Source organism: Pseudoxanthomonas sp. CF125 (assembly GCF_900104085.1).
In the GTDB taxonomy this organism is placed as follows: domain Bacteria; phylum Pseudomonadota; class Gammaproteobacteria; order Xanthomonadales; family Xanthomonadaceae; genus Pseudoxanthomonas_A.
In genome coordinates this window covers 1-17,458 of sequence record NZ_FNLD01000002.1, presented here as the reverse complement: position 1 = coordinate 17,458, position 17,458 = coordinate 1, and the positions used below count along the sequence as shown (strand labels likewise).

Genomic DNA, 17,458 nt, shown 5'->3' with positions numbered 1-17,458 from the left:
CCGGAAAGTAGGTCGGGGCTACGTCCCCGACGCGCGAGGAGGCAGGGTTCCCGTGCGTCGGGGGCGTAGCCCCGACCTACCCGCAAACGCAAGCCGGCAGAATGGCTGTCCCGCGCTGGAGAAAAGCCACGCCCCGCATGTGAAGATGCCCGCATGGTTCCCTCCGTCCGCCCCCGTTTGCGCCTGCTGTTGGCCGGGCTTGCCATCGCCCTGGCGATCGGCCTGCTGAGCGCGCTGGCGGCATGGCAGGCCGAACAGCGCAGCCTGCGCGCCAGCGCCGAACAGGCCCGCGAACAGCTGCGCCTGCACCGCGACACCCTGGACGCCATCGTCGAACGCTACCGCATGCTGCCGGCGGTGCTGGCACTGGACCCGGAAGTGCGCGATGCGCTGGCCGGCGACACCCGCGACGCTGCCGTCGTCGAACGGCTCAATCGAAAGCTGGAACAGGTCAACGGCGTCGCCACCACTTCCACCCTGACCTTGCTGGACCGCAACGGCAAGGCGATAGCCGCCAGCAACTGGCGCACGCCCAACAGCAATGTCGGTACCGATTACGGCTTTCGTCCGTATTTCCAGCAGGCCATGGCCGACGGCACCGGCGATTTCTACGCGCTGGGCTACACCACGGGCGTACCGGGCTACTTCCTTTCGCAAGCCGTGCGCGATGCGCAGGGCCGAGCCCTGGGCGTGCTGGTGGTGAAGCTGGTGTTCAACGAACTGGAAGCGGCCTGGCGCACTCTGCCCGATCCGGTCTTCGTCAGCGACGCGCACGGGGTGATCTTCCTGTCCGGACGCGACCGCTGGCGTTACCTGGACTTGCGCCCCTTGCGCGAGAGCGAACGCAGCGAACTGGCGCGCACCCGCCAGTACGGCGAAGTACCGCAGCGCCTGCTGCAGTACCGCGAGCTGCAGGCGTTCGCGCCCGGCGTGCGCCGCGTGCGCCTGCCCGGCCAGGGCGAACACATCTGGCTCTCGCAGGCGTTGCCGGAACAAGGTTGGACCCTGCACCTGCTGCACAGCACCCGATCCTCGGCGGCCGCCGCGCGCACGGTCGCCATCGCGGTGGCGGGCGGCCTGCTGGCGGCCGCCTTCCTGTGGCTGTCCGTCCATCAGCGCCGGCGCCTGGCGCGCCTGCGCGAGCGCAGCCGGGTGGAATTGCAGCAACTGGTCGAACAGCACGCCATCGAATTGCGCACCGCGCAGGACGGCCTGGTGCAGGCCGCCGGCGGCGCCGACTACGGCGAAAGCCCCAGCCTGCAGCATCTGCCGCAAGGCGTTTGCGTGATCGACGCCGACCTGCGGCTGGTGGCCTGGAACCGCCGCTATATCGAACTGTTCAAATTCCCCGCCGGCTTCATCCATGTCGGGCTGCCGATCGAGGAAGTATTCCGCTACAACGCGCGCCGCGGCCTGCTGGGACCGGGACCGATCGAAGAAGCCATCGCGCGACGGCTGGATCACCTGCGTTCCGGCAAGCCGCACATGCACGAACGCGAACGCAGCGATGGCACGGTGATCGAGATCCGCGGCAACCCTTTGCCCGACGGCGGCTTCGTCACCAGCTATGCCGACATCACCGCCTACAAGCAGGCCGCGCGCGATCTGCGTTCGCTGGCCGACGCGCTGGAGCACCGCATCGGCGAACGCACCCGCGATCTGGCCGTGGCCAAAAGCGAAGCGGAGAACGCCAACCGTTCCAAGACCCGCTTCGTCGCCGCCGCCGTACACGACCTGCTGCAACCGCTGAACGCTGCGCGCATGTTCGTGTCGGCGATGCGCGACAAGCTGCAGGAACCGCAGGCGCGACAGTTGGCCGACAACGTGGAGGACGCGCTGGCCGCGCAGGACGCCATCCTCAACAGCCTGCTGGATATTTCCCGGTTGGAATCGGGCGCGCTGGAAACCCGCGTGCGGGATTTCCCGCTGGCGCCGCTGCTGGAAACGCTGGCGCGCGAGTTCGGCATGCTGGCCCACGCTCGCGGATTACGCCTGGATTGGGTACGCACGCAGGCCGTGGTGCGCAGCGACGAAGCGCTGTTGCGGCGCATCCTGCAGAACTTCCTGTCCAACGCGCTGCGCTACACGCCGAAGGGCCGCATTCTGCTGGGTTGCCGGCGTGTGGAGGGCGGTTTGCGCATCGAAGTGCACGATACCGGCCCGGGCATTCCCGAAGCGCGCCAACAGGAAATCTTCGAGGAATTCCGGCGCCTGGACGACGGCGCAGGCGACGATCGCGGCGCCGGCCTGGGCTTGGCCATCGTGGAGCGCATCGCACGCCTGCTGGGACACCGCGTGGACCTGCGCTCCAGCGTGGGTCGCGGCAGCTGTTTCAGCGTTCTGGTGCCGCTGGGAGATAGTGGCGCCGTCGCCGCGCCTGTCATCGAGGCCGCTGCGGCCGACGACGATCAGGAGCTGCGCGACTGCATGGTCTGGTGCGTCGACGACGATCCGCGCGTCTGCGAAGCGAGCCGCGCTTTGCTGCAGCGCTGGTCCTGCCGGGTGGAACTCGCCGCAGGCGCAGGCGAGGCGTTGGCTGCCGCGCGACCCGGCGCCGCGCCGCGCCTGTTGCTGCTGGACATGCGCCTGGGCGACACCACCGGCCCGGAGCTGTATCCCCAATTGGTGGAACGCTGGGGTAGCGAACCCATCGTGATCCTGGTGACCGCCGAACAGGACGACACGGTGCGCGCCATCGCACGACAGCACGACTGGGGCTATCTGCCCAAACCGGTCCGCCCGGCGGCGCTGCGTGCGCTGATCACCCAGATGCTATTGCGCCAGTAGGTCGGGGCTACGCCCCCGACACCACGCCATGCACGATTCCCACGCGTCGGCCACGTAGGTCGGGGCTACGCCCCCGACGGCGCGGTCTGCCAGATATCCCGTGCGTCGGCCACGTAGAGCCTGCCCCGTACTCGATACGGGGACCGACCTACGCGAAGATCACGGATCGATCCCGCCTTCCTGTTCCAGCGCCTTCACCAGCACCGCCGCCTGCGTGCGGCTGTTGCATTCCAGCTTCTTGAGGATCGCGGTCACGTGCACTTTCACCGTGTTTTCCGCCAGACCCAGATCGTAGGCGATCTGCTTGTTCAACAAACCATCGGCGATGCACAGCAGCACGCGGAACTGTTGCGGCGTCAGCTGCGCCAGTCTGGCCGCCAGGCGCGCATCGGACTCCGATCTTTCCGCGGTGATCGGCGGAAACCAGGTGCCGCCTTCGAGCACCGTGCGCACCGCGGTGCGGATGGTTTCCACCGGCGAGGATTTGGGAATGAAACCGGCGGCGCCGAACTGCTGCGCGCGGCGGATCACCGGGGGATGGTCGTTGGATGAAATCACGATTACCGGAAGCTCCGGCCGCTCGCCGCGCAGATAGACCAGCGAGGAGAATCCGCGCGCGCCGGGCATGGTCAGGTCCAGCAGCACCAGCTGCAGGTCGGGATGCTCGGCCAGCAGCGCGGTCAGCGTGGAGGCGCTGGAAGCTTCCACCGTCGAAAGATTTTCCACTGATCCCTGCAGCGCGTGCAGCACCGCCGCGCGGAACAGCGGGTGGTCGTCGGCTACCAGGATCTTGTTGGCGGTCATGTTTCAAGTCTCGCATGAACAACGGACTTGCGATGTCGCTGCGCAGCAGAGCTCTTCCCTTCTCCCACCGGGAGAAGGTGGCGCGCAGCGACGGATGAGGGCATGGCAATGACTCGCCATCCGGCTTTCACTACAAACTGACAATCCATTCCCTCATCCGCCCTTCGGGCACCTTCTCCCGGCGGGAGAAGGAAAATCCGCCTGCTAATACCAATGCGTTATTGGTGCAGGGCGCTGCCGCTGCCATCGTGCGGACCATCCAACACCCCCGGATCGTTCCCGATGACATCGCCACGCACTCACCTGCTCCCGGTCTCCTTGCTGCTGCTCGCCTGCGCCACCAACGCGCACGCCGCCGACGCGGAGACCGAAGACAACGTCACCGGCAAGCTCGGCGGCCGCCTGCACTGGGACATCGCCGACTTCGACAACGATACGCGCGGCGCGCCCAACGCCAACGATTCGGATCTGCGTGCGCTGTGGCTGGATCTGTCCGGCAAGTTCTACGGATTCAACTACAAACTGGAAGCGGACTTCTCCGGCGACGAAGTGCTGGCCAAGGACGCATATGTCAGCAAGAAATTCGCGCCCGGCACCCTGACCGTCGGACAGTTCAAGCAGTACTTCAGCCTGGACGACCGTATCAGTTCCAACCACATGACCTTCATCGAGCGCAGCTATCTGGTCCAGAACCTGGCCCCCACCTACCGGCTGGGCGCCGCCTGGCTGACCGCGCGCGACGGCTACACCGTGGGCGGCAGCATCTACAGCCTGGAAAGCATCGATGTCTGGCAGACCGAAGGCTTGGCCGTCGCCGCACGCGGCACTTACGCGCCTTGGCGGGAGGAAGGAAAAGTGCTGCACCTGGGTCTGTCGCTGGCGCATGAGGACTACGACCATCCCGGCGCCGACGGCGCCTCCGCGCTGCGCATCCGTCCGCGGCCGGCCGGGATTTTTTCCGACAACAGCCGGGTGACGCTGGCCGATTTCAGCCAGGGCCGCGATACGCGGGTGGACAAATATTCGCTGGAACTGGCCGCGGTTAAGGGCCCCTGGACGTTCCAGGGCGAAGCCGGCGGCGCACGTTTCGACGATGGCGAACAGGAGGCGCGGCTTTCCACCGGTTACGCGCAGGTGGCCTGGATGCTGACCGGCGAAGTACGCCCCTACGACGCCAAGGCTGGCCGCTTCGGCCGCATCAATCCGCAGGGCCGCGCCGGCGCCTGGGAACTGGCGTTGCGCTACGACACTATCTCCGGCCGCCAACGGCCCGATGGCGAACCGCTGCTGCGCGATGTGCGGGTGAGTTCGCTGACCGCCGGCGTGAACTGGTACCCGCGGCCGCATCTGCGGCTGATGCTGAACTGGATAGACAGCCGCAACCGCGACCGCCTGCGGGACCTCACTCTCGACCGCACCCGCGCCCTGGTGGGCCGCGTACAAATCGATTTCTGATCGAAGATAGGAGGCGTAGGAGCGACGTAAGTCGCGAACATTTATCGCAGCCCTTCGCGACTTACGTCGCTCCTACGCCTCCTACGGCCTGCAACCCAGGCGCGCTTTTTTTGTCCTAGGGGCTATTTCAGGGGCTCGTGAACAGTCTCTCAGTCCCTTACTCCGTTTCCGATATCTGATCCAGGCGGATGCGGTTGGCGAACAGCGAAAACGCCAGTACGCCCGCCAGGCCGTTGGCGCGGCTGACCCAGTGCGGCAGCCAGCGCGGCGCGGCCAGCACGCCGCTTTCAAACAGCGGTTCGAAGGACTTCACATCGTCCAGGGTCATTTTTCCGGCGAACAGGCGGCGACACAAACGCAGCCGGTCCTGCTGCAAGGAACGGCGGAAAAAAGTGTGCACGCCTACCAGGCCGCGCAGGTACACCGTGTCCTTGGTGAATGCCGCGCCGCCGCCGGTGGGCACGCCGCGGAACACGCGCTGCGCAGAGGAAAAGCTTTCGGTGGGGTTCTGGCCCGCATCGATGAAATAGCCGAACACCTCGATGAAATCGGCACCGTCCAGCGCCATCGCCACCGCTTCGATGCGCAGGCTGATGCGCTTCATGCGTTCGATATCGATGCTGCCGGTGATCTGTTCGGCGAAGGTGGCCAGGCCTTCCTGGGTGGCGGTGACGCGCGGCGAGGACAGGGCCAGGCTGGGCAGATGAACCTGTTCGCGCCCGTTCAACGCCGTCAGCGAATGCACCAAGGCTTCGTGCTGCAGCAACTGGCGGCGATCGTAGTCGCTGAACGCGGCGCCCTGGCGCAAACGGATGCGGGTGGCGCCGGCAGCGGCCTTGGCGATCAGCTCCGGATCCAGCTCCACGGCGATCACGCGACTGCCGAAGAAATCGTCCAGATCGCCCTGCAATTGCAACTGCAATGCGGTGGCGGATACCGGAATCTGCTCTTCCGGCGCCAGCAATTCGTGATCCAGGTCGTTGGCGATATCGATGAAATGCCGCGCCGCCTCGCGCGCGGTGGGCCCGTTGCCGGGCAAAGTCTCGTTGGGCTGTCCGAACAGCGCGATGGAATGCGCGGTGACCGCAGACGCGCCCAGCGATTCCAGCAGCTGCGCAGCGATGTCCCAGCTCCGCACCGATTCGCGCAGATAGGCGCCCAGCGGATGCGAAGCATCGGCGGCAAGGGCGATCTGATCGAGTTCGCGCCGCGCTTCGGCGAAATCCAGCTTCGGATAGTCGATCTCCGGCAGCACCGGCCGCCCGCGCGCATAGCCTTCCAGGAACGGCGCCTGCGCCGCCGCCGGCCAACTCGCCAGACTCAACAGCCTGATCCCACGCACCGCCTTGACCATACGCGCATCGAGCGCGGCGTGGTGGGTGATGTCGGAGGTCAGGTTGGTCATGTCAGCTGCCTTGCTTCTGATTTTGCTGTTGCTAGTGCTGTTGCTAGTGCTGTTGCCAGAAAAAAGGTCCCGTGAGGCGCGGCAAGCGGGGCAGGCAAACCCCGCAGGGGCGGCGCACACGGATGTGCGCCGTTTTTGGAGCAGCAGGATGCTGCTTCCAAAAATTCCTGCCCCGCTTGCGGACCCAGCGGCTTCATCGCTGGGCGCAACGTTAGGGCGGCTTTCTTTTGGTTACTTTTCTTTGCCGTTCAAAGAAAAGTGACTCGCGCAAAGCGCGAAACGCTTCTGCTCTGAAGTACTCCGCCAAGAGCGCCCCCATCCGCCTTCGGCACCTTCCCCCGTGAACGGGGGAAGGGCTCTTTTCTGAAAGATATGCACCTCTGAAGGATGCGCCTTATCGATGCTTCTAGCGATTCCCGTACTTGTCAACCAACCGCTTATGCAATGCCTTGCCCTGCACCTTGGCCTCCGCCTTCTGCGCCAACCGCGCCGCCAGCTTGTCGGCCGCGGCAGCGACCTCATCACGCAGCTTCAGATAATTGATGAAACGTTCCTCATCGATATCGCCCCGCTCGATCGCCGCCCGCACCGCGCATCCCGGCTCGGTCTGGTGCGAACAATCGCGGAACTTGCACTGCTCGGCCAGCGCCTCGATATCGGCGAAACCGCTTTCCGACAGCTCTTCCTCGCCGGTGGGCTTGAGCTCGCGCATGCCCGGCGTGTCGATCAGACAGGCGCCGGACGGCAACGGAATCAGCGCGCGGTGGGTGGTGGTGTGGCGGCCGCGCGAATCGTTTTCGCGCACCGCCGCCGTTTTCATTCTGTCGATGCCCAGCAACGTGTTGGTCAACGTCGACTTGCCCGCACCCGACGAACCCACCAGCACCGCCGTCTTGCCCGCGCCCAGCCACCCATGCAGCGAGGCCACGCTGACCGGGTCCTTGGCGTTGACCGCGCACACGGTGATTTCCTGCGCCGCCAATTCGGCCAGGGTCTCGACCGCGTCCGGCGCATAGTCGGTCTGGTCGGCCTTGGTCAGCACCACCACCGGCTCGGCCCCGCCTCCGCCGACCAGCATCAGGTAGCGCTCGATGCGGCGCGGATTGAAGTCGTCGTCCAGTCCGCAGACGATGAAAACGGTGTCCACATTGGCCGCGATCACCTGCTGGTGGTAATGCTCGCCGGCAGCGCCGCGCTTGATCGAGGTATGCCGGGGCAGCAGGGCCACGATCTTCTTGCCCTCCATCAGCACCCAGTCGCCGACCGCGGCGCGCTCATGGGAAGGGAACCGTGGCTTCTGCCATTCGGGCAGCGATTCGGCCCTGAGCGCCGCTTCCGGCCCGTCCGCCACCACATACCCCGACCGGTGCTGCTCGCTGACCCGCGCCGGTTTGGCCCGCGGATGGGCCGCGAAGGCCCGGGCCCAGACCGGATCCTCGGGCGGACCGGCATAGGGCCAGCCGATCAGGCGCAGGGCGGCGAAATCCGGGGAGTTTTCAGGCATGGGCGCCATTGTAGGCCTGCACCGCGTGGGAGCGCCGTCCCGGCGCGAGCTCTTCGCTCCAAGGTCGTTGCAGGCCTCAGGAAAGAGCTCGCGCCGGGACGGCGCTCCCACATTTGGCCTGGTTCACCGCGATTTGCGGCAATTCCGCTAAGATTTGGTACTTTCCGCCGCCAGACCGTCCCGATGTCCACTCCGCCGATCAAACCTCTCGCCACCCGCGAGCGACTGTCCGAAGTCCGCTACGAGATCCGCGGCGAACTGGCCCGGCGAGCCCGCGACCTGGAGGCCCAGGGCCGCAAGCTGATCAAGTTGAACATCGGCAATCCCGGCGCCTTCGGTTTCCGTGCGCCCGAGCATTTGCAGCACGCGATCACCGGCGACATCGACCACACCGACCCCTACACCCACCAGCAGGGCCTACCGGCCGCGCGCGAAGCCGTCGCCGCCGCCTATCTGCGCCGTGGCACGCCCAATGCGCATCCGGACCGCGTGTTCATGGGCAACGGCGTCAGCGAACTGATCGACCTGTCGTTGCGCGCGCTGCTCAACCCGGGCGATGAAGTGCTGGTGCCTTCGCCCGACTATCCGTTGTGGTCGGCCGCCACCATTCTCAACGACGGCCGCCCGGTGTATTACCGCTGCGACCCGGAGAACGACTTTCTGCCCGACCCGGTGGAGATCGAGACGCTGGTGTCTTCGCGCACCCGCGCCATCGTGCTGATCAACCCCAACAATCCCACCGGCGCGACTTATCCGCGCGAGCTGCTGGAGCGCATCGTCGCCGTCGCCGCCAAGCACAAGCTGCTGCTGCTGGTCGATGAGATCTACGACCAGGTGCTGTACGACGAGGCGAAGTTCCAAGCGGTCGCGCCGCTGGCCGGCGACGTGCCCTGCCTGACCTTCAGCGGTCTGAGCAAGGTGCACCGCGCCTGCGGCTGGCGCGTGGGCTGGGCGGTGCTGTCGGGCGACGGCGAAGCGGTCGGCAACTTCCATCACGCCATGGACCTGCTGGGCGCGCTGCGCCTGTGCGCCAATGTGCCGGGGCAATACGCGGTGGAAGCGGCGGTCAGCGGTCCCGATACGATTTCCGCACTGTGCGCGCCGGGCGGACGCCTGTACGAAACGCGCCGCGCGGTGATCGAAGCCTGCGCGGCCAGCGAGCATCTGGAACTGGTCGCGCCCGCCGGCGCGCTGTACGCGTTTCCGGCGGTGGTCGGCGCCGCGGCCAAGGGTTTCGACGACCATGATTTCGCCCTGGAGCTGATGGAAACCGAAGGCGTGCTGGTGGTGCCGGGCTCCAGCTTCAACGTGCCCTACCGCAACCATTTCCGCGTGACCCTGTTGCCGGAAGCCGAAACGATGCGCGAAGTGTTCGCGCGCATCGACCGGGTACTGACGCGGCGTGCGGAGGCGGTCAACAAGGTGGTGCCGATTACGGCAAGCAAGGCGAAGTCGCGGCCTGCGGCGGCGTGATTCTTCCGTCGTCATCCCAGCGCAAGCCGGAAGACGCTTTTCAACAGCCGAATGGCTGGTCATCCACCTTGATCTTGCCTTTGGCTGTTCGGGCGAAGATCAAAAACAAAGTCAAAATGGATCCCAGCTTGCGCTGGGATGACGACAAGAATGACTGAGCTGTTCCGTACCGCGCCCGGCACTACCGCCACCGAGCTGCGCTACCTCGCGCTCGGCGATTCCTACACCATCGGCGAAGGCGTGCCGGAATCCGGCCGCTGGCCCGTGCAACTGGCGGACGCGCTGCGCGCCGACGGTCTGCCGATGGCCGACCCGCGCATCATCGCGCAGACCGGCTGGACCACCGATGAGCTGGATGCGGCGATCAATGCGGTGCATCCATTGGCCGAATACGATCTGGTCAGCCTGCTGATCGGGGTCAACAACCAGTACCGGGGCCGCGAAGTGGCCGAGTACCGCACGCAATTTTCCCACCTGCTGGAGCGCGCCACGGGTTTTGCGCAGTGGCGGCGCGAGCGGGTCATGGTGCTGTCCATCCCGGACTGGGGAATCACTCCATTCGCAGTCAGCGATGCGCGGGGCGCGGAACGCATCGGCACGGAGATAGACGCTTTCAACCTTGCGGCGCGCCAGGTGTGCGGGGAGCGCGGCATCGCCTTCGTCGATATCACCGGCGCAAGCCGCGAGCGTGGCGCCGAAGTGGCGATGCTGGCCGATGACGGCCTTCACCCCTCATCGGCGATGTACGCGCAATGGACGCGCCTGGCCCTGCCCGCCGCCCGCCAATTGCTGGCCACGTCTTGAACGCTTCCACGCGGCCCTTCGATCGCGCCGCCGCCACGCGAATCGCGCGCGCCTTCCTGCCACGGCATCCGCTGGGAAATCGCTGGGACTACTACTACACGCGCGCCAAGCTCAGCAGCGACCCGCTGTACCCGGGTGTGCTGCAGGCGTTGCGGGGTAGCGATGCGCCGGTGCTGGATCTAGGCTGCGGCCTGGGGCTATTGGCTCATGCGCTGCGCCTGGACGAACAGACCATGGCCTACCGTGGTGTGGACAACGATGCGGCCAAGATCGCCCGTGCGGCCAGGGTCGCGCAGAGGAATGGATTGCAGGAGGTGGCCTTCGACGTGGTCGATCTTGCGCTGGGGCCGCCTGCGCACTCTGGCAGCGTCGCGATTCTGGACGTGCTGCAGTACCTCAGCGCCGACGAACAAACCACGCTGATCGCCGACGCCATCGCCATGCTCACCCCTGGCGCACGCCTGGTGATCCGCACCGCACTGGGCGACGACAGCCACCGCGGCCGCACCAGCCGCTTGACCGACCGTCTGGCCAACCTGATCGGCTGGATGCAGTTCCGGCCGAAGTGCTATCCGGATGCCGATAAGCTGCGCGCGCAGCTGGATGCGGCGGGATTGGTGACCACCTTCTCTCCGTTGTACGGCAACACGCCCTTCAATAACTGGCTGATCGTGGCCGTAGGTCGGGGCTACGTCCCCGACGCCAGCAATCCCTCGTAGGTCGGCGCCACGTGCGTCGGGGGCGTAGCCCCGACCTACGAAAAATTCTCGGGCAACACCGCTCTGTAACCCTGCTCGTCCATGGCCTTCAACACGCCTTCGATGATCGCCAGGTTGTTGCCATGCGATGCGCCTTCATGCAGCAGTACGATCGCACCGGGCTCCAAGGCGCCAACGATGCGCGCCACCACGCTGTCCGGCTCGCCCCGCACGCCGTCGAATCCGCGCGCGCTCCAGGCAACGCGTGCCAGTCCGTTCTTCTTCAACGACGCCGACACGAACGGATTGGCCATGCCGACCACCGCACGGAACCAGCGTGGCGCCTGCCCGGTGATGTCGCGCAAGGTCGCTTGCGCCTGGTCTATCTCCGCGGCCATGCGGCGCGGCCCCAGCGCCCAGAACCAGGCCTGCGGATGGGAGCGGCTGTGGTTGCCGACGCCGTGGCCGCGCCGCAGGATCTCGCGCACCAGTTCGGGCCGCGCCGCGGCGCGGTCGGCCACCAGGAAGAAGGTGGCCTTGGCGCCATGGCCATCCAACAGGTCCAGCAAGGCTGGCGTCTCGTGCGACGGTCCGTCGTCCACCGTCAGCCAGACCACGTTTTTCTCCGTCGGCAGGCGGCTGAGCACGGGACCGAAAAGCCGCGATTGCGGACGCATGGTTCCCCACAGGAACAGCATGTGGGTCGCGAACAGGCAGGCCAGGCCAAGCGCCCATCCCCACCGCCACCAGACCAGGACCACGCCCAGGTGCAAGGCGAGCGCCAGCCATATCCAGGCATGCGGTTGGCGCGGGACGCGGTGCAATGCGCTATTCAGTGTTTCGGACGCGGTCATGCCGCAATCATGCCATGCAGCGTAAAATCAGCGTCCCCGAAAGCCGGTATGTCCCCGATGTCCCTCGACCCCGCCCTGCGTTCACGTATCGAATCCCTGCTGCAATCCAACCGCGTCGTGCTGTTCATGAAGGGCCAGCCGAACATGCCGCAGTGCGGGTTCTCCGCCAAGGCGGTGGGCGCGCTGTCCACGCTGGGCGTCGACTACGCGCACGTCAACGTGCTGGCCGACCAGGACATCCGCGAAGGCATCAAGGCCTACGGCGACTGGCCGACCATCCCGCAGCTGTACATCGACGGCGAGCTGGTGGGCGGCAGCGACATCATCGAACAGATGAGCAACTCGGGCGAGCTGGCCTCGCTGCTCGGCGTGGCCGCGCCGGACCGCACGCCGCCGACGATCACCATCACCCCGGCGGCAGCCGAAATGCTGTCCAACGCAGCGGCCGATGCCGGCCCCGGCGGCGCGCTGGCGCTTTCGATCAATGCGCAGTTCCAGCCCAACTTCCAGCTGGCGCAGTTCGACGCCAACGCCATCGCCGCCGAATCCAACGGCGTGCGCATCCAGTTCGACCTGGCCAGCGCGCGCCGCGCCGAGGGCATCACCATCGACTGGGTGGACGATATCCGCGGCAAAGGCCTGGCCATCGATAATCCGAACGCGCCCAAGCCGGTGCAGACCCTCTCGCCGGCCGAAGCCGATGTGCGCGTGGCTGCCAGCGAGGTGTTGCTGGTCGACGTGCGTCCCGCCGAAGAGCGCGCGATCGCCGCGGTGAAGCTGCCGTTCAAGACCTTCGATGGCAATGGCCGCGCCGAACTCGAAGCGCTGCCGAAAGACACCGCCATCGCCTTCCTGTGCCGCAGCGGCGGCCGCAGCCAGCAGGCCGCGGAAGAATTCCGCGCGCTGGGTTTCTCCAACGTCTACAACGTGGTCGGCGGCACCAACGCTTGGGCCGACGAGATGGATTCGGGGCTGGCGAAATACTGATTGAATCTTGAGCCCCTCTCCCATCGGCGCCCGAAGGGTGTGCAAGGCTGAGAGGGGTTGGGGTGAGGGTACGTAGTATCCAAATCTCTGCACTCGCGCCGTACCCTCATCCGCCCTACGGGCACCCCGTATCAAGTACGGGGCAGGCTCTTCTCCCGAGGGGAGAAGGACAAGCAGCTAGCCGCTGAACCCACCGCTGGCCAGATACTCGATTTCTTCCGCCGTCGACTCACGCCCCAGCGCCTTGTTCCGGTGCGGAAACCGCCCAAAACGCGCGATCAGGTCACGGTGCAGCACCGCGTATTTCATCAACTCATCGTCGCCAAGCTTGCCGAATAGCTCCATCGCGTAATCCTGGTCGGCCATCGTTTCGGAATGCTCGAACGGCAGGTAGAAGAACATCCGCAGCGCTGCATCCACCTGCAAATCGAAGCCAGCCTCGATAGCGCGCCACGCGTAACTTCGCGCCAGTCCATCGGTCGCATAGGAATGCGCGCAACCACGGAAGCAGTTGCGCGGAAACTGGTCCAGCAGGATCAACAACGCCAGCGCGCCTTCGGCGGATTCAAGCCATGACTCATGCTCGCCACGCGCCGCAGCCAAATGCGCGTCGTGGAAGCGCCGCTTGAACTCCGCGTCGAACGCGTCGTCGCGCTGGAACCATTTCTCATAACCTGCGTCACGCCAGAACGCGACGATCTCGCTTGCCTCAGTCATGCCGACGCTCCTTGTACAGGATTCATTCGTCGAAGCGCAGATGCCGCACCGACTTGCCATGCCTGCGGATCAGCTTCAACGCTTCGATGCCGATGTTGATGTGGCGATCGACGAAATCCGCGCTGACCCGCGCGTCCGAGGCCTCGGTCTTCACGCCTTCGGGAATCATCGGCTGGTCCGACACCAGCAGCAACGCACCGCACGGAATGCGGTTGGCGAATCCGGCGGCGAAGATGGTGGCCGTTTCCATGTCGATGGCCATGCAGCGCACCTTGCGCAGGTATTCCTTGAACTCCACGTCGTGCTCCCAGACCCGGCGGTTGGTGGTGTAGACGGTGCCGGTCCAGTAGTCGTGGCCCAGGTCGCGGATCATGGTGGAGACCGCGCGCTGCAGGGCGAAGGCGGGTAGCGCGGGAACTTCCGGCAGCAGGTAGTCGTTGCTGGTGCCTTCGCCGCGGATCGCCGCGATCGGAAGCACCAGATCGCCGAGCTGATTCTTGCGCTTCAACCCACCGCACTTGCCCAGGAACAGCACCGCCTTGGGCATGATCGCCGACAGCAGGTCCATCATGGTCGCCGCGTTGGGGCTGCCCATGCCGAAGTTGATCATGGTGATGCCGTCGAAAGTGGCGCTGGCCATGGGCCGGTCCAAGCCGACCACGGGAGCACCGGTCAGCTGCGAGAACGCGTGCAGATAGCCGCCGAAATTGGTCAGCAGGATATGTTCGCCGAACTGGTCCAGGGGCACGCCGGTATAGCGCGGCAGCCAGTTGTCGACGATCTCGTTCTTGTCTTTCATCGCATGCTCTCTTCTCTTCGGTCGCGCCAATTGTGGCATGGGCCTGCGCCATAGCACTTGGCAAGCATGGGCTTGGCCGGTTAGGTTCCGGTTGCCGGCTTTGCATTCGCCGGCCTTCAATCAGAATCCCCGGGAACCCACCATGCGCTTCGCCCTACTGGCCGTGATCGGCCTTGTTTCCGCGTGCGGAAATGCCGCTGCCGCCACCGTCGCCGCCAAATCCCGCTTCACCCAGGATCCCTACCCCAGCACCTACCGCAGCATCGCCTCCGGTCCGGTGCTGATCCAGCACGCCACCGTGCTGACCGGCACCGGCGAACGCCTGGACGATGCCGACGTGCTGCTGGCCGACGGCAAAGTGGTGTCGGTGGGACGCGGACTGACCGCGCCCGCGGATGCGACGCGGGTGGACGGCAACGGCCGCTGGGTCACCCCGGGCATCATCGATGTGCATTCCCACCTGGGCGTTTACCCCAGCCCAGGCATGAGCGCGCACAGCGACGGCAACGAAGCCACCGCGCCGGTCACCGCCAACGTCTGGGCCGAGCACTCCATCTGGCCGCAAGACCCCGGTTTCCAGACCGCGCTGGCCGGCGGCATCACTTCGCTACAGATCCTGCCCGGCTCGGCCAATCTGGTCGGCGGGCGCGGCGTGACCTTGAAGAACGTGCCCGCCACGACCTACCAGGCGATGAAATTCCCCGGCGCGCCCTGGGGCCTGAAAATGGCGTGCGGCGAGAATCCCAAACGCGTCTATGGGCAGAAGGGCGGGCCGTCTACGCGCATGGGCAATATCGCCGGTTACCGCGCCGCCTTCATCGACGCCAGCGAATACCTGAAGAAAAACCAGAAAAAGAACGAGACGCCCAAGAAGAAGCGCTGGTGGCAGCGCGCCAGCGGCAACAAGGGCGACACCGACAGCGCCGGCGACAGCGGCGGCAAGCGCGACCTGAAACTCGATACGCTGGCCGGCGCCATCGAGGGCGATATCCGCGTGCATATCCACTGCTATCGCGCCGACGAGATGGCCACCATGCTGGACCTGGCCAAGGAATTCGGTTTCAAGGTCGCCGCGTTCCATCACGGCGTGGAGGCCTACAAGATCGCCGACCGTCTGGCCGCCGAAGGCGTCTGCGGCGCGCTGTGGGCCGATTGGTGGGGCTTCAAGATGGAGGCCTTCGACGGCATCCAGGAGAACATCGCCCTGGTCGACCGGCCGGCCAACGGTTGCGCCATCGTGCATTCGGATTCGGACGAAGGCATCCAGCGATTGAATCAGGAAGCGGCCAAGGTGATGGCCAACGCGCATCGTGTGGGCATCGACATTCCACCCGAGCGCGCGATCCGCTGGATCACCCGGAACCCGGCCAAGTCCATGGGCATCCTGGACAAGACCGGCACTTTGGAGCCCGGCAAGATGGCCGACGTGGTGGTGTGGAACCAGAACCCCTTCAGCGTGTATGCGCATGCGGAGCAGGTCTACATAGACGGCGCGCGCATCTACGACCGCAACGATCCGGCGCGGCAGCCGAAATCGGATTTCATGCTTGGGCAGAGCCTGCCCTGGACTCGATCCGGGGATGCGGCGATGGGAGATGCGAAATGATCGCTTTGGCGGATAAATCCTCCACATCGTCATCCCAGCGAACGCTGGGATCCATTTTGACTTTGTGCGCAGAGTCGAACGCAGTGGCAATGACGACAGCAACGGCAAGACCAAGATGGATGACCAGCCATTCGGCTGTTGAAAAGCGTCTTCCAGCGTTCGCTGGGATGACGATTCGATTGTTATCGGCTTCATTCCTTACCCTGTTTTGCGCAAGTAATTCCTTCGCCCAGGATGTCCTCATCCGCCACGCCACCGTGCACACCGCCAGCGCGCAAGGCACGCTGCAGAACGCAGACGTGCTGGTGCAGGGCGGCGTGATTCGCGCAGTCGGACCCAACCTGCAGGCGCCGGCTTCGGTCAGCGTGGTCGAGGCCGATGGCAAGCCGTTGACGCCCGCTTTCTTCGGCGGCATCACTGAAATCGGCATCGAAGAAGTGTCGGGCGAAGCAGAAACCGTGGACAGCGCGGTGACCCTGGCCACCGATCAGCCGATGCGGCCCGAGTTCGACGTGACCCTGGCCTACAACCCCGAGTCGGTGCTGATTCCCATCGCGCGCGTTGAAGGTCTGGGCTTCACTTTGTTGGGCGCCAACACGGGCGGCTCGTTCATTGCCGGACAAGGCGGGGTGATGCGCCTGGACGGCGGCGCCGATCCGATCGGGCCGCGCGTGCTGTTCGTGAAACTGGGCAGCGACGTGCTGGGCAAGAGCGGCAGCTCGCGCGCGGCGCAGTGGATGCTGCTGGACCAGATGGTCGGAGAAGCGCGTGGACGTATTCCCGCCGATTCGCCGCATGCCTTGTTGACGCCGACCGGGCGTGCGGTGCTTGCGCGCTACCTGGCCGGCAATGGGCGCATCGTGGTCAACGTCAATCGCGCCGCCGATATCCGTCAATTGCTGCGTTGGGCGCAACGCGAGAAAGTGCGCATCGCCATCGCCAGCGGCATCGAAGCCTGGAAGCTGGCACCGGAAATCGCACGTACGGGCGTACCGGTATTCGTCGATGCGCTCGCCGACCTGCCGGGCGATTTCGACCAGATCGGAGCGACCCTGCAGAACGCTGCGCGTCTGCAGGCGGCCGGAGTGCAAGTGAGCTTCGCTCAGTTCGGCGACGCTTCGCACAACGCACGCAAGATCCGCCAGTACGCGGGCAATGCGGTGGCCAACGGTTTGCCATGGGAAGCGGGACTGGCAGGCCTGACCCGGGTGCCGGCGCAGGTGCTGGGCGTGGACGACAAGCTGGGCACGATCGCCCCGGGCAAGCTGGCCGATCTGGTGCTGTGGACCGGCGATCCGTTGGACGTGGCCAATGTCGCCAGCCAGTTGTGGCTGGGCGGGCGCGCCATTCCCATGCGTTCGCGCCAGACCGAATTACGCGACCGTTACCTGCGCGCGTCCGGAGCATTGCCGCGCGCGTATTCGCCTTGATCTCTAATCCCACGCTCGCTGCGATCCGTCCAGTCTGATCTGCACGCAACGCCTGCGTTGCCTCCCCCTTTGAAAAAGGGGGATCGAGGGGGATTTGCTCTTGGCGCCAAAGCAAGATCAAGAGCAAATCCCCCG

15 protein-coding genes are annotated in these 17,458 nt (G+C 65.7%); 9 read left to right on the top strand and 6 right to left on the bottom strand.

Annotated features, from left to right (window positions below; translation table 11 throughout):
* Window positions 1-153 precede the first annotated feature (153 nt).
* Window positions 154-2,787 carry a NahK/ErcS family hybrid sensor histidine kinase/response regulator gene (locus BLR66_RS09485; protein ID WP_093284779.1) on the top strand — a complete coding sequence of 878 codons (2,634 nt, stop codon included), beginning with the start codon at window positions 154-156 and terminating at the stop codon, window positions 2,785-2,787.
* A 159-nt stretch (window positions 2,788-2,946) separates the two neighbouring features.
* Here BLR66_RS09485 and BLR66_RS09480 read toward each other — a convergent pair whose 3' ends face one another.
* The gene (locus BLR66_RS09480; RefSeq protein ID WP_093284775.1) at window positions 2,947-3,591 is read right to left on the bottom strand and encodes a response regulator; all 645 of its coding nucleotides are present in this window, start codon (window positions 3,589-3,591) and stop codon (window positions 2,947-2,949) included.
* A 282-nt stretch (window positions 3,592-3,873) separates the two neighbouring features.
* Between BLR66_RS09480 and BLR66_RS09475 the strand changes: the two genes are divergently transcribed.
* The gene (locus BLR66_RS09475) at window positions 3,874-5,046 is read left to right on the top strand and encodes an OprO/OprP family phosphate-selective porin (protein WP_093284771.1); all 1,173 of its coding nucleotides are present in this window, start codon (window positions 3,874-3,876) and stop codon (window positions 5,044-5,046) included.
* A gap of 157 nt (window positions 5,047-5,203) precedes the next feature.
* Here the strand turns inward: BLR66_RS09475 and BLR66_RS09470 are convergent, their stop codons facing one another.
* Window positions 5,204-6,451 (bottom strand): flavohemoglobin expression-modulating QEGLA motif protein, encoded by a 1,248-nt coding sequence (locus BLR66_RS09470; protein ID WP_093284767.1) that lies wholly within the window; start codon window positions 6,449-6,451, stop codon window positions 5,204-5,206.
* Here BLR66_RS09470 and BLR66_RS18895 point away from each other — a divergent pair.
* Complete coding sequence (locus BLR66_RS18895) at window positions 6,450-6,713, top strand: hypothetical protein (RefSeq protein ID WP_143014603.1); 264 nt, start codon at window positions 6,450-6,452, stop codon at window positions 6,711-6,713. The genes BLR66_RS09470 and BLR66_RS18895 overlap by 2 nt on opposite strands.
* A gap of 144 nt (window positions 6,714-6,857) precedes the next feature.
* Here BLR66_RS18895 and rsgA read toward each other — a convergent pair whose 3' ends face one another.
* Window positions 6,858-7,955: a ribosome small subunit-dependent GTPase A gene (gene rsgA / locus BLR66_RS09465; protein WP_093287693.1), complete on the bottom strand. Its 1,098-nt coding sequence runs from the start codon at window positions 7,953-7,955 to the stop codon at window positions 6,858-6,860.
* A gap of 183 nt (window positions 7,956-8,138) precedes the next feature.
* On the opposite strand from rsgA, the gene BLR66_RS09460 reads away from it, so the two are divergent.
* From BLR66_RS09460 to BLR66_RS09450, 3 genes are all read left to right on the top strand, one after another.
* Entirely contained in the window at window positions 8,139-9,428 is a 1,290-nt protein-coding gene (locus tag BLR66_RS09460) for a pyridoxal phosphate-dependent aminotransferase (protein WP_093284762.1), read from the top strand.
* A gap of 150 nt (window positions 9,429-9,578) precedes the next feature.
* Entirely contained in the window at window positions 9,579-10,232 is a 654-nt protein-coding gene (locus BLR66_RS09455; protein WP_093284758.1) for an SGNH/GDSL hydrolase family protein, read from the top strand.
* Window positions 10,181-10,951: a methyltransferase domain-containing protein gene (locus tag BLR66_RS09450; RefSeq protein WP_093284754.1), complete on the top strand. Its 771-nt coding sequence runs from the start codon at window positions 10,181-10,183 to the stop codon at window positions 10,949-10,951. Before BLR66_RS09455 ends, BLR66_RS09450 begins: the two co-directional genes overlap by 52 nt.
* 35 nt (window positions 10,952-10,986) lie before the next feature.
* Here the strand turns inward: BLR66_RS09450 and BLR66_RS09445 are convergent, their stop codons facing one another.
* Window positions 10,987-11,784 carry a polysaccharide deacetylase family protein gene (locus tag BLR66_RS09445; RefSeq protein ID WP_093284751.1) on the bottom strand — a complete coding sequence of 266 codons (798 nt, stop codon included), beginning with the start codon at window positions 11,782-11,784 and terminating at the stop codon, window positions 10,987-10,989.
* Window positions 11,785-11,841: 57 nt separating this feature from the next.
* Here BLR66_RS09445 and grxD point away from each other — a divergent pair, with 57 nt between their 5' ends.
* On the top strand, window positions 11,842-12,771 hold the full coding sequence (grxD, locus tag BLR66_RS09440; RefSeq protein WP_093287690.1) for a Grx4 family monothiol glutaredoxin: 930 nt from the start codon (window positions 11,842-11,844) through the stop codon (window positions 12,769-12,771).
* Window positions 12,772-12,948: 177 nt separating this feature from the next.
* Here the strand turns inward: grxD and BLR66_RS09435 are convergent, their stop codons facing one another.
* Window positions 12,949-13,488, bottom strand: coding sequence for a DUF924 family protein (locus tag BLR66_RS09435; protein ID WP_093284746.1), 540 nt, complete (start codon window positions 13,486-13,488; stop codon window positions 12,949-12,951).
* 22 nt (window positions 13,489-13,510) lie between these two features.
* Window positions 13,511-14,287, bottom strand: coding sequence for an AMP nucleosidase (locus BLR66_RS09430; protein ID WP_093284742.1), 777 nt, complete (start codon window positions 14,285-14,287; stop codon window positions 13,511-13,513).
* A gap of 142 nt (window positions 14,288-14,429) precedes the next feature.
* On the opposite strand from BLR66_RS09430, the gene BLR66_RS09425 reads away from it, so the two are divergent.
* Together BLR66_RS09425 and BLR66_RS09420 are read left to right on the top strand one after the other, a co-directional pair.
* On the top strand, window positions 14,430-15,893 hold the full coding sequence (locus tag BLR66_RS09425; protein WP_093284739.1) for an amidohydrolase: 1,464 nt from the start codon (window positions 14,430-14,432) through the stop codon (window positions 15,891-15,893).
* Window positions 15,894-16,060: 167 nt separating this feature from the next.
* Window positions 16,061-17,323, top strand: a complete 1,263-nt coding sequence (locus BLR66_RS09420; protein ID WP_093284734.1) for an amidohydrolase family protein — start codon at window positions 16,061-16,063, stop codon at window positions 17,321-17,323.
* Window positions 17,324-17,458: the final 135 nt, after the last annotated feature.

What these genes read in the sequence shown, in the direction of transcription:
- BLR66_RS18895 (WP_143014603.1), top strand. Translation starts at nt 6,450, where the DNA reads ATGTCAGCTGCCTTGCTTCTGATTTTGCTGTTGCTAGTGCTGTTGCTA.
- BLR66_RS09430 (WP_093284742.1), bottom strand. Translation starts at nt 14,287, where the DNA reads ATGAAAGACAAGAACGAGATCGTCGACAACTGGCTGCCGCGCTATACC.
- BLR66_RS09470 (WP_093284767.1), bottom strand. Translation starts at nt 6,451, where the DNA reads ATGACCAACCTGACCTCCGACATCACCCACCACGCCGCGCTCGATGCG.
- rsgA (WP_093287693.1), bottom strand. Translation starts at nt 7,955, where the DNA reads ATGCCTGAAAACTCCCCGGATTTCGCCGCCCTGCGCCTGATCGGCTGG.
- grxD (WP_093287690.1), top strand. Translation starts at nt 11,842, where the DNA reads ATGTCCCTCGACCCCGCCCTGCGTTCACGTATCGAATCCCTGCTGCAA.
- BLR66_RS09450 (WP_093284754.1), top strand. Translation starts at nt 10,181, where the DNA reads ATGGACGCGCCTGGCCCTGCCCGCCGCCCGCCAATTGCTGGCCACGTC.
- BLR66_RS09475 (WP_093284771.1), top strand. Translation starts at nt 3,874, where the DNA reads ATGACATCGCCACGCACTCACCTGCTCCCGGTCTCCTTGCTGCTGCTC.
- BLR66_RS09435 (WP_093284746.1), bottom strand. Translation starts at nt 13,488, where the DNA reads ATGACTGAGGCAAGCGAGATCGTCGCGTTCTGGCGTGACGCAGGTTAT.
- BLR66_RS09425 (WP_093284739.1), top strand. Translation starts at nt 14,430, where the DNA reads ATGCGCTTCGCCCTACTGGCCGTGATCGGCCTTGTTTCCGCGTGCGGA.
- BLR66_RS09480 (WP_093284775.1), bottom strand. Translation starts at nt 3,591, where the DNA reads ATGACCGCCAACAAGATCCTGGTAGCCGACGACCACCCGCTGTTCCGC.
- BLR66_RS09460 (WP_093284762.1), top strand. Translation starts at nt 8,139, where the DNA reads ATGTCCACTCCGCCGATCAAACCTCTCGCCACCCGCGAGCGACTGTCC.
- BLR66_RS09445 (WP_093284751.1), bottom strand. Translation starts at nt 11,784, where the DNA reads ATGACCGCGTCCGAAACACTGAATAGCGCATTGCACCGCGTCCCGCGC.
- BLR66_RS09455 (WP_093284758.1), top strand. Translation starts at nt 9,579, where the DNA reads ATGACTGAGCTGTTCCGTACCGCGCCCGGCACTACCGCCACCGAGCTG.
- BLR66_RS09485 (WP_093284779.1), top strand. Translation starts at nt 154, where the DNA reads ATGGTTCCCTCCGTCCGCCCCCGTTTGCGCCTGCTGTTGGCCGGGCTT.
- BLR66_RS09420 (WP_093284734.1), top strand. Translation starts at nt 16,061, where the DNA reads ATGACGATTCGATTGTTATCGGCTTCATTCCTTACCCTGTTTTGCGCA.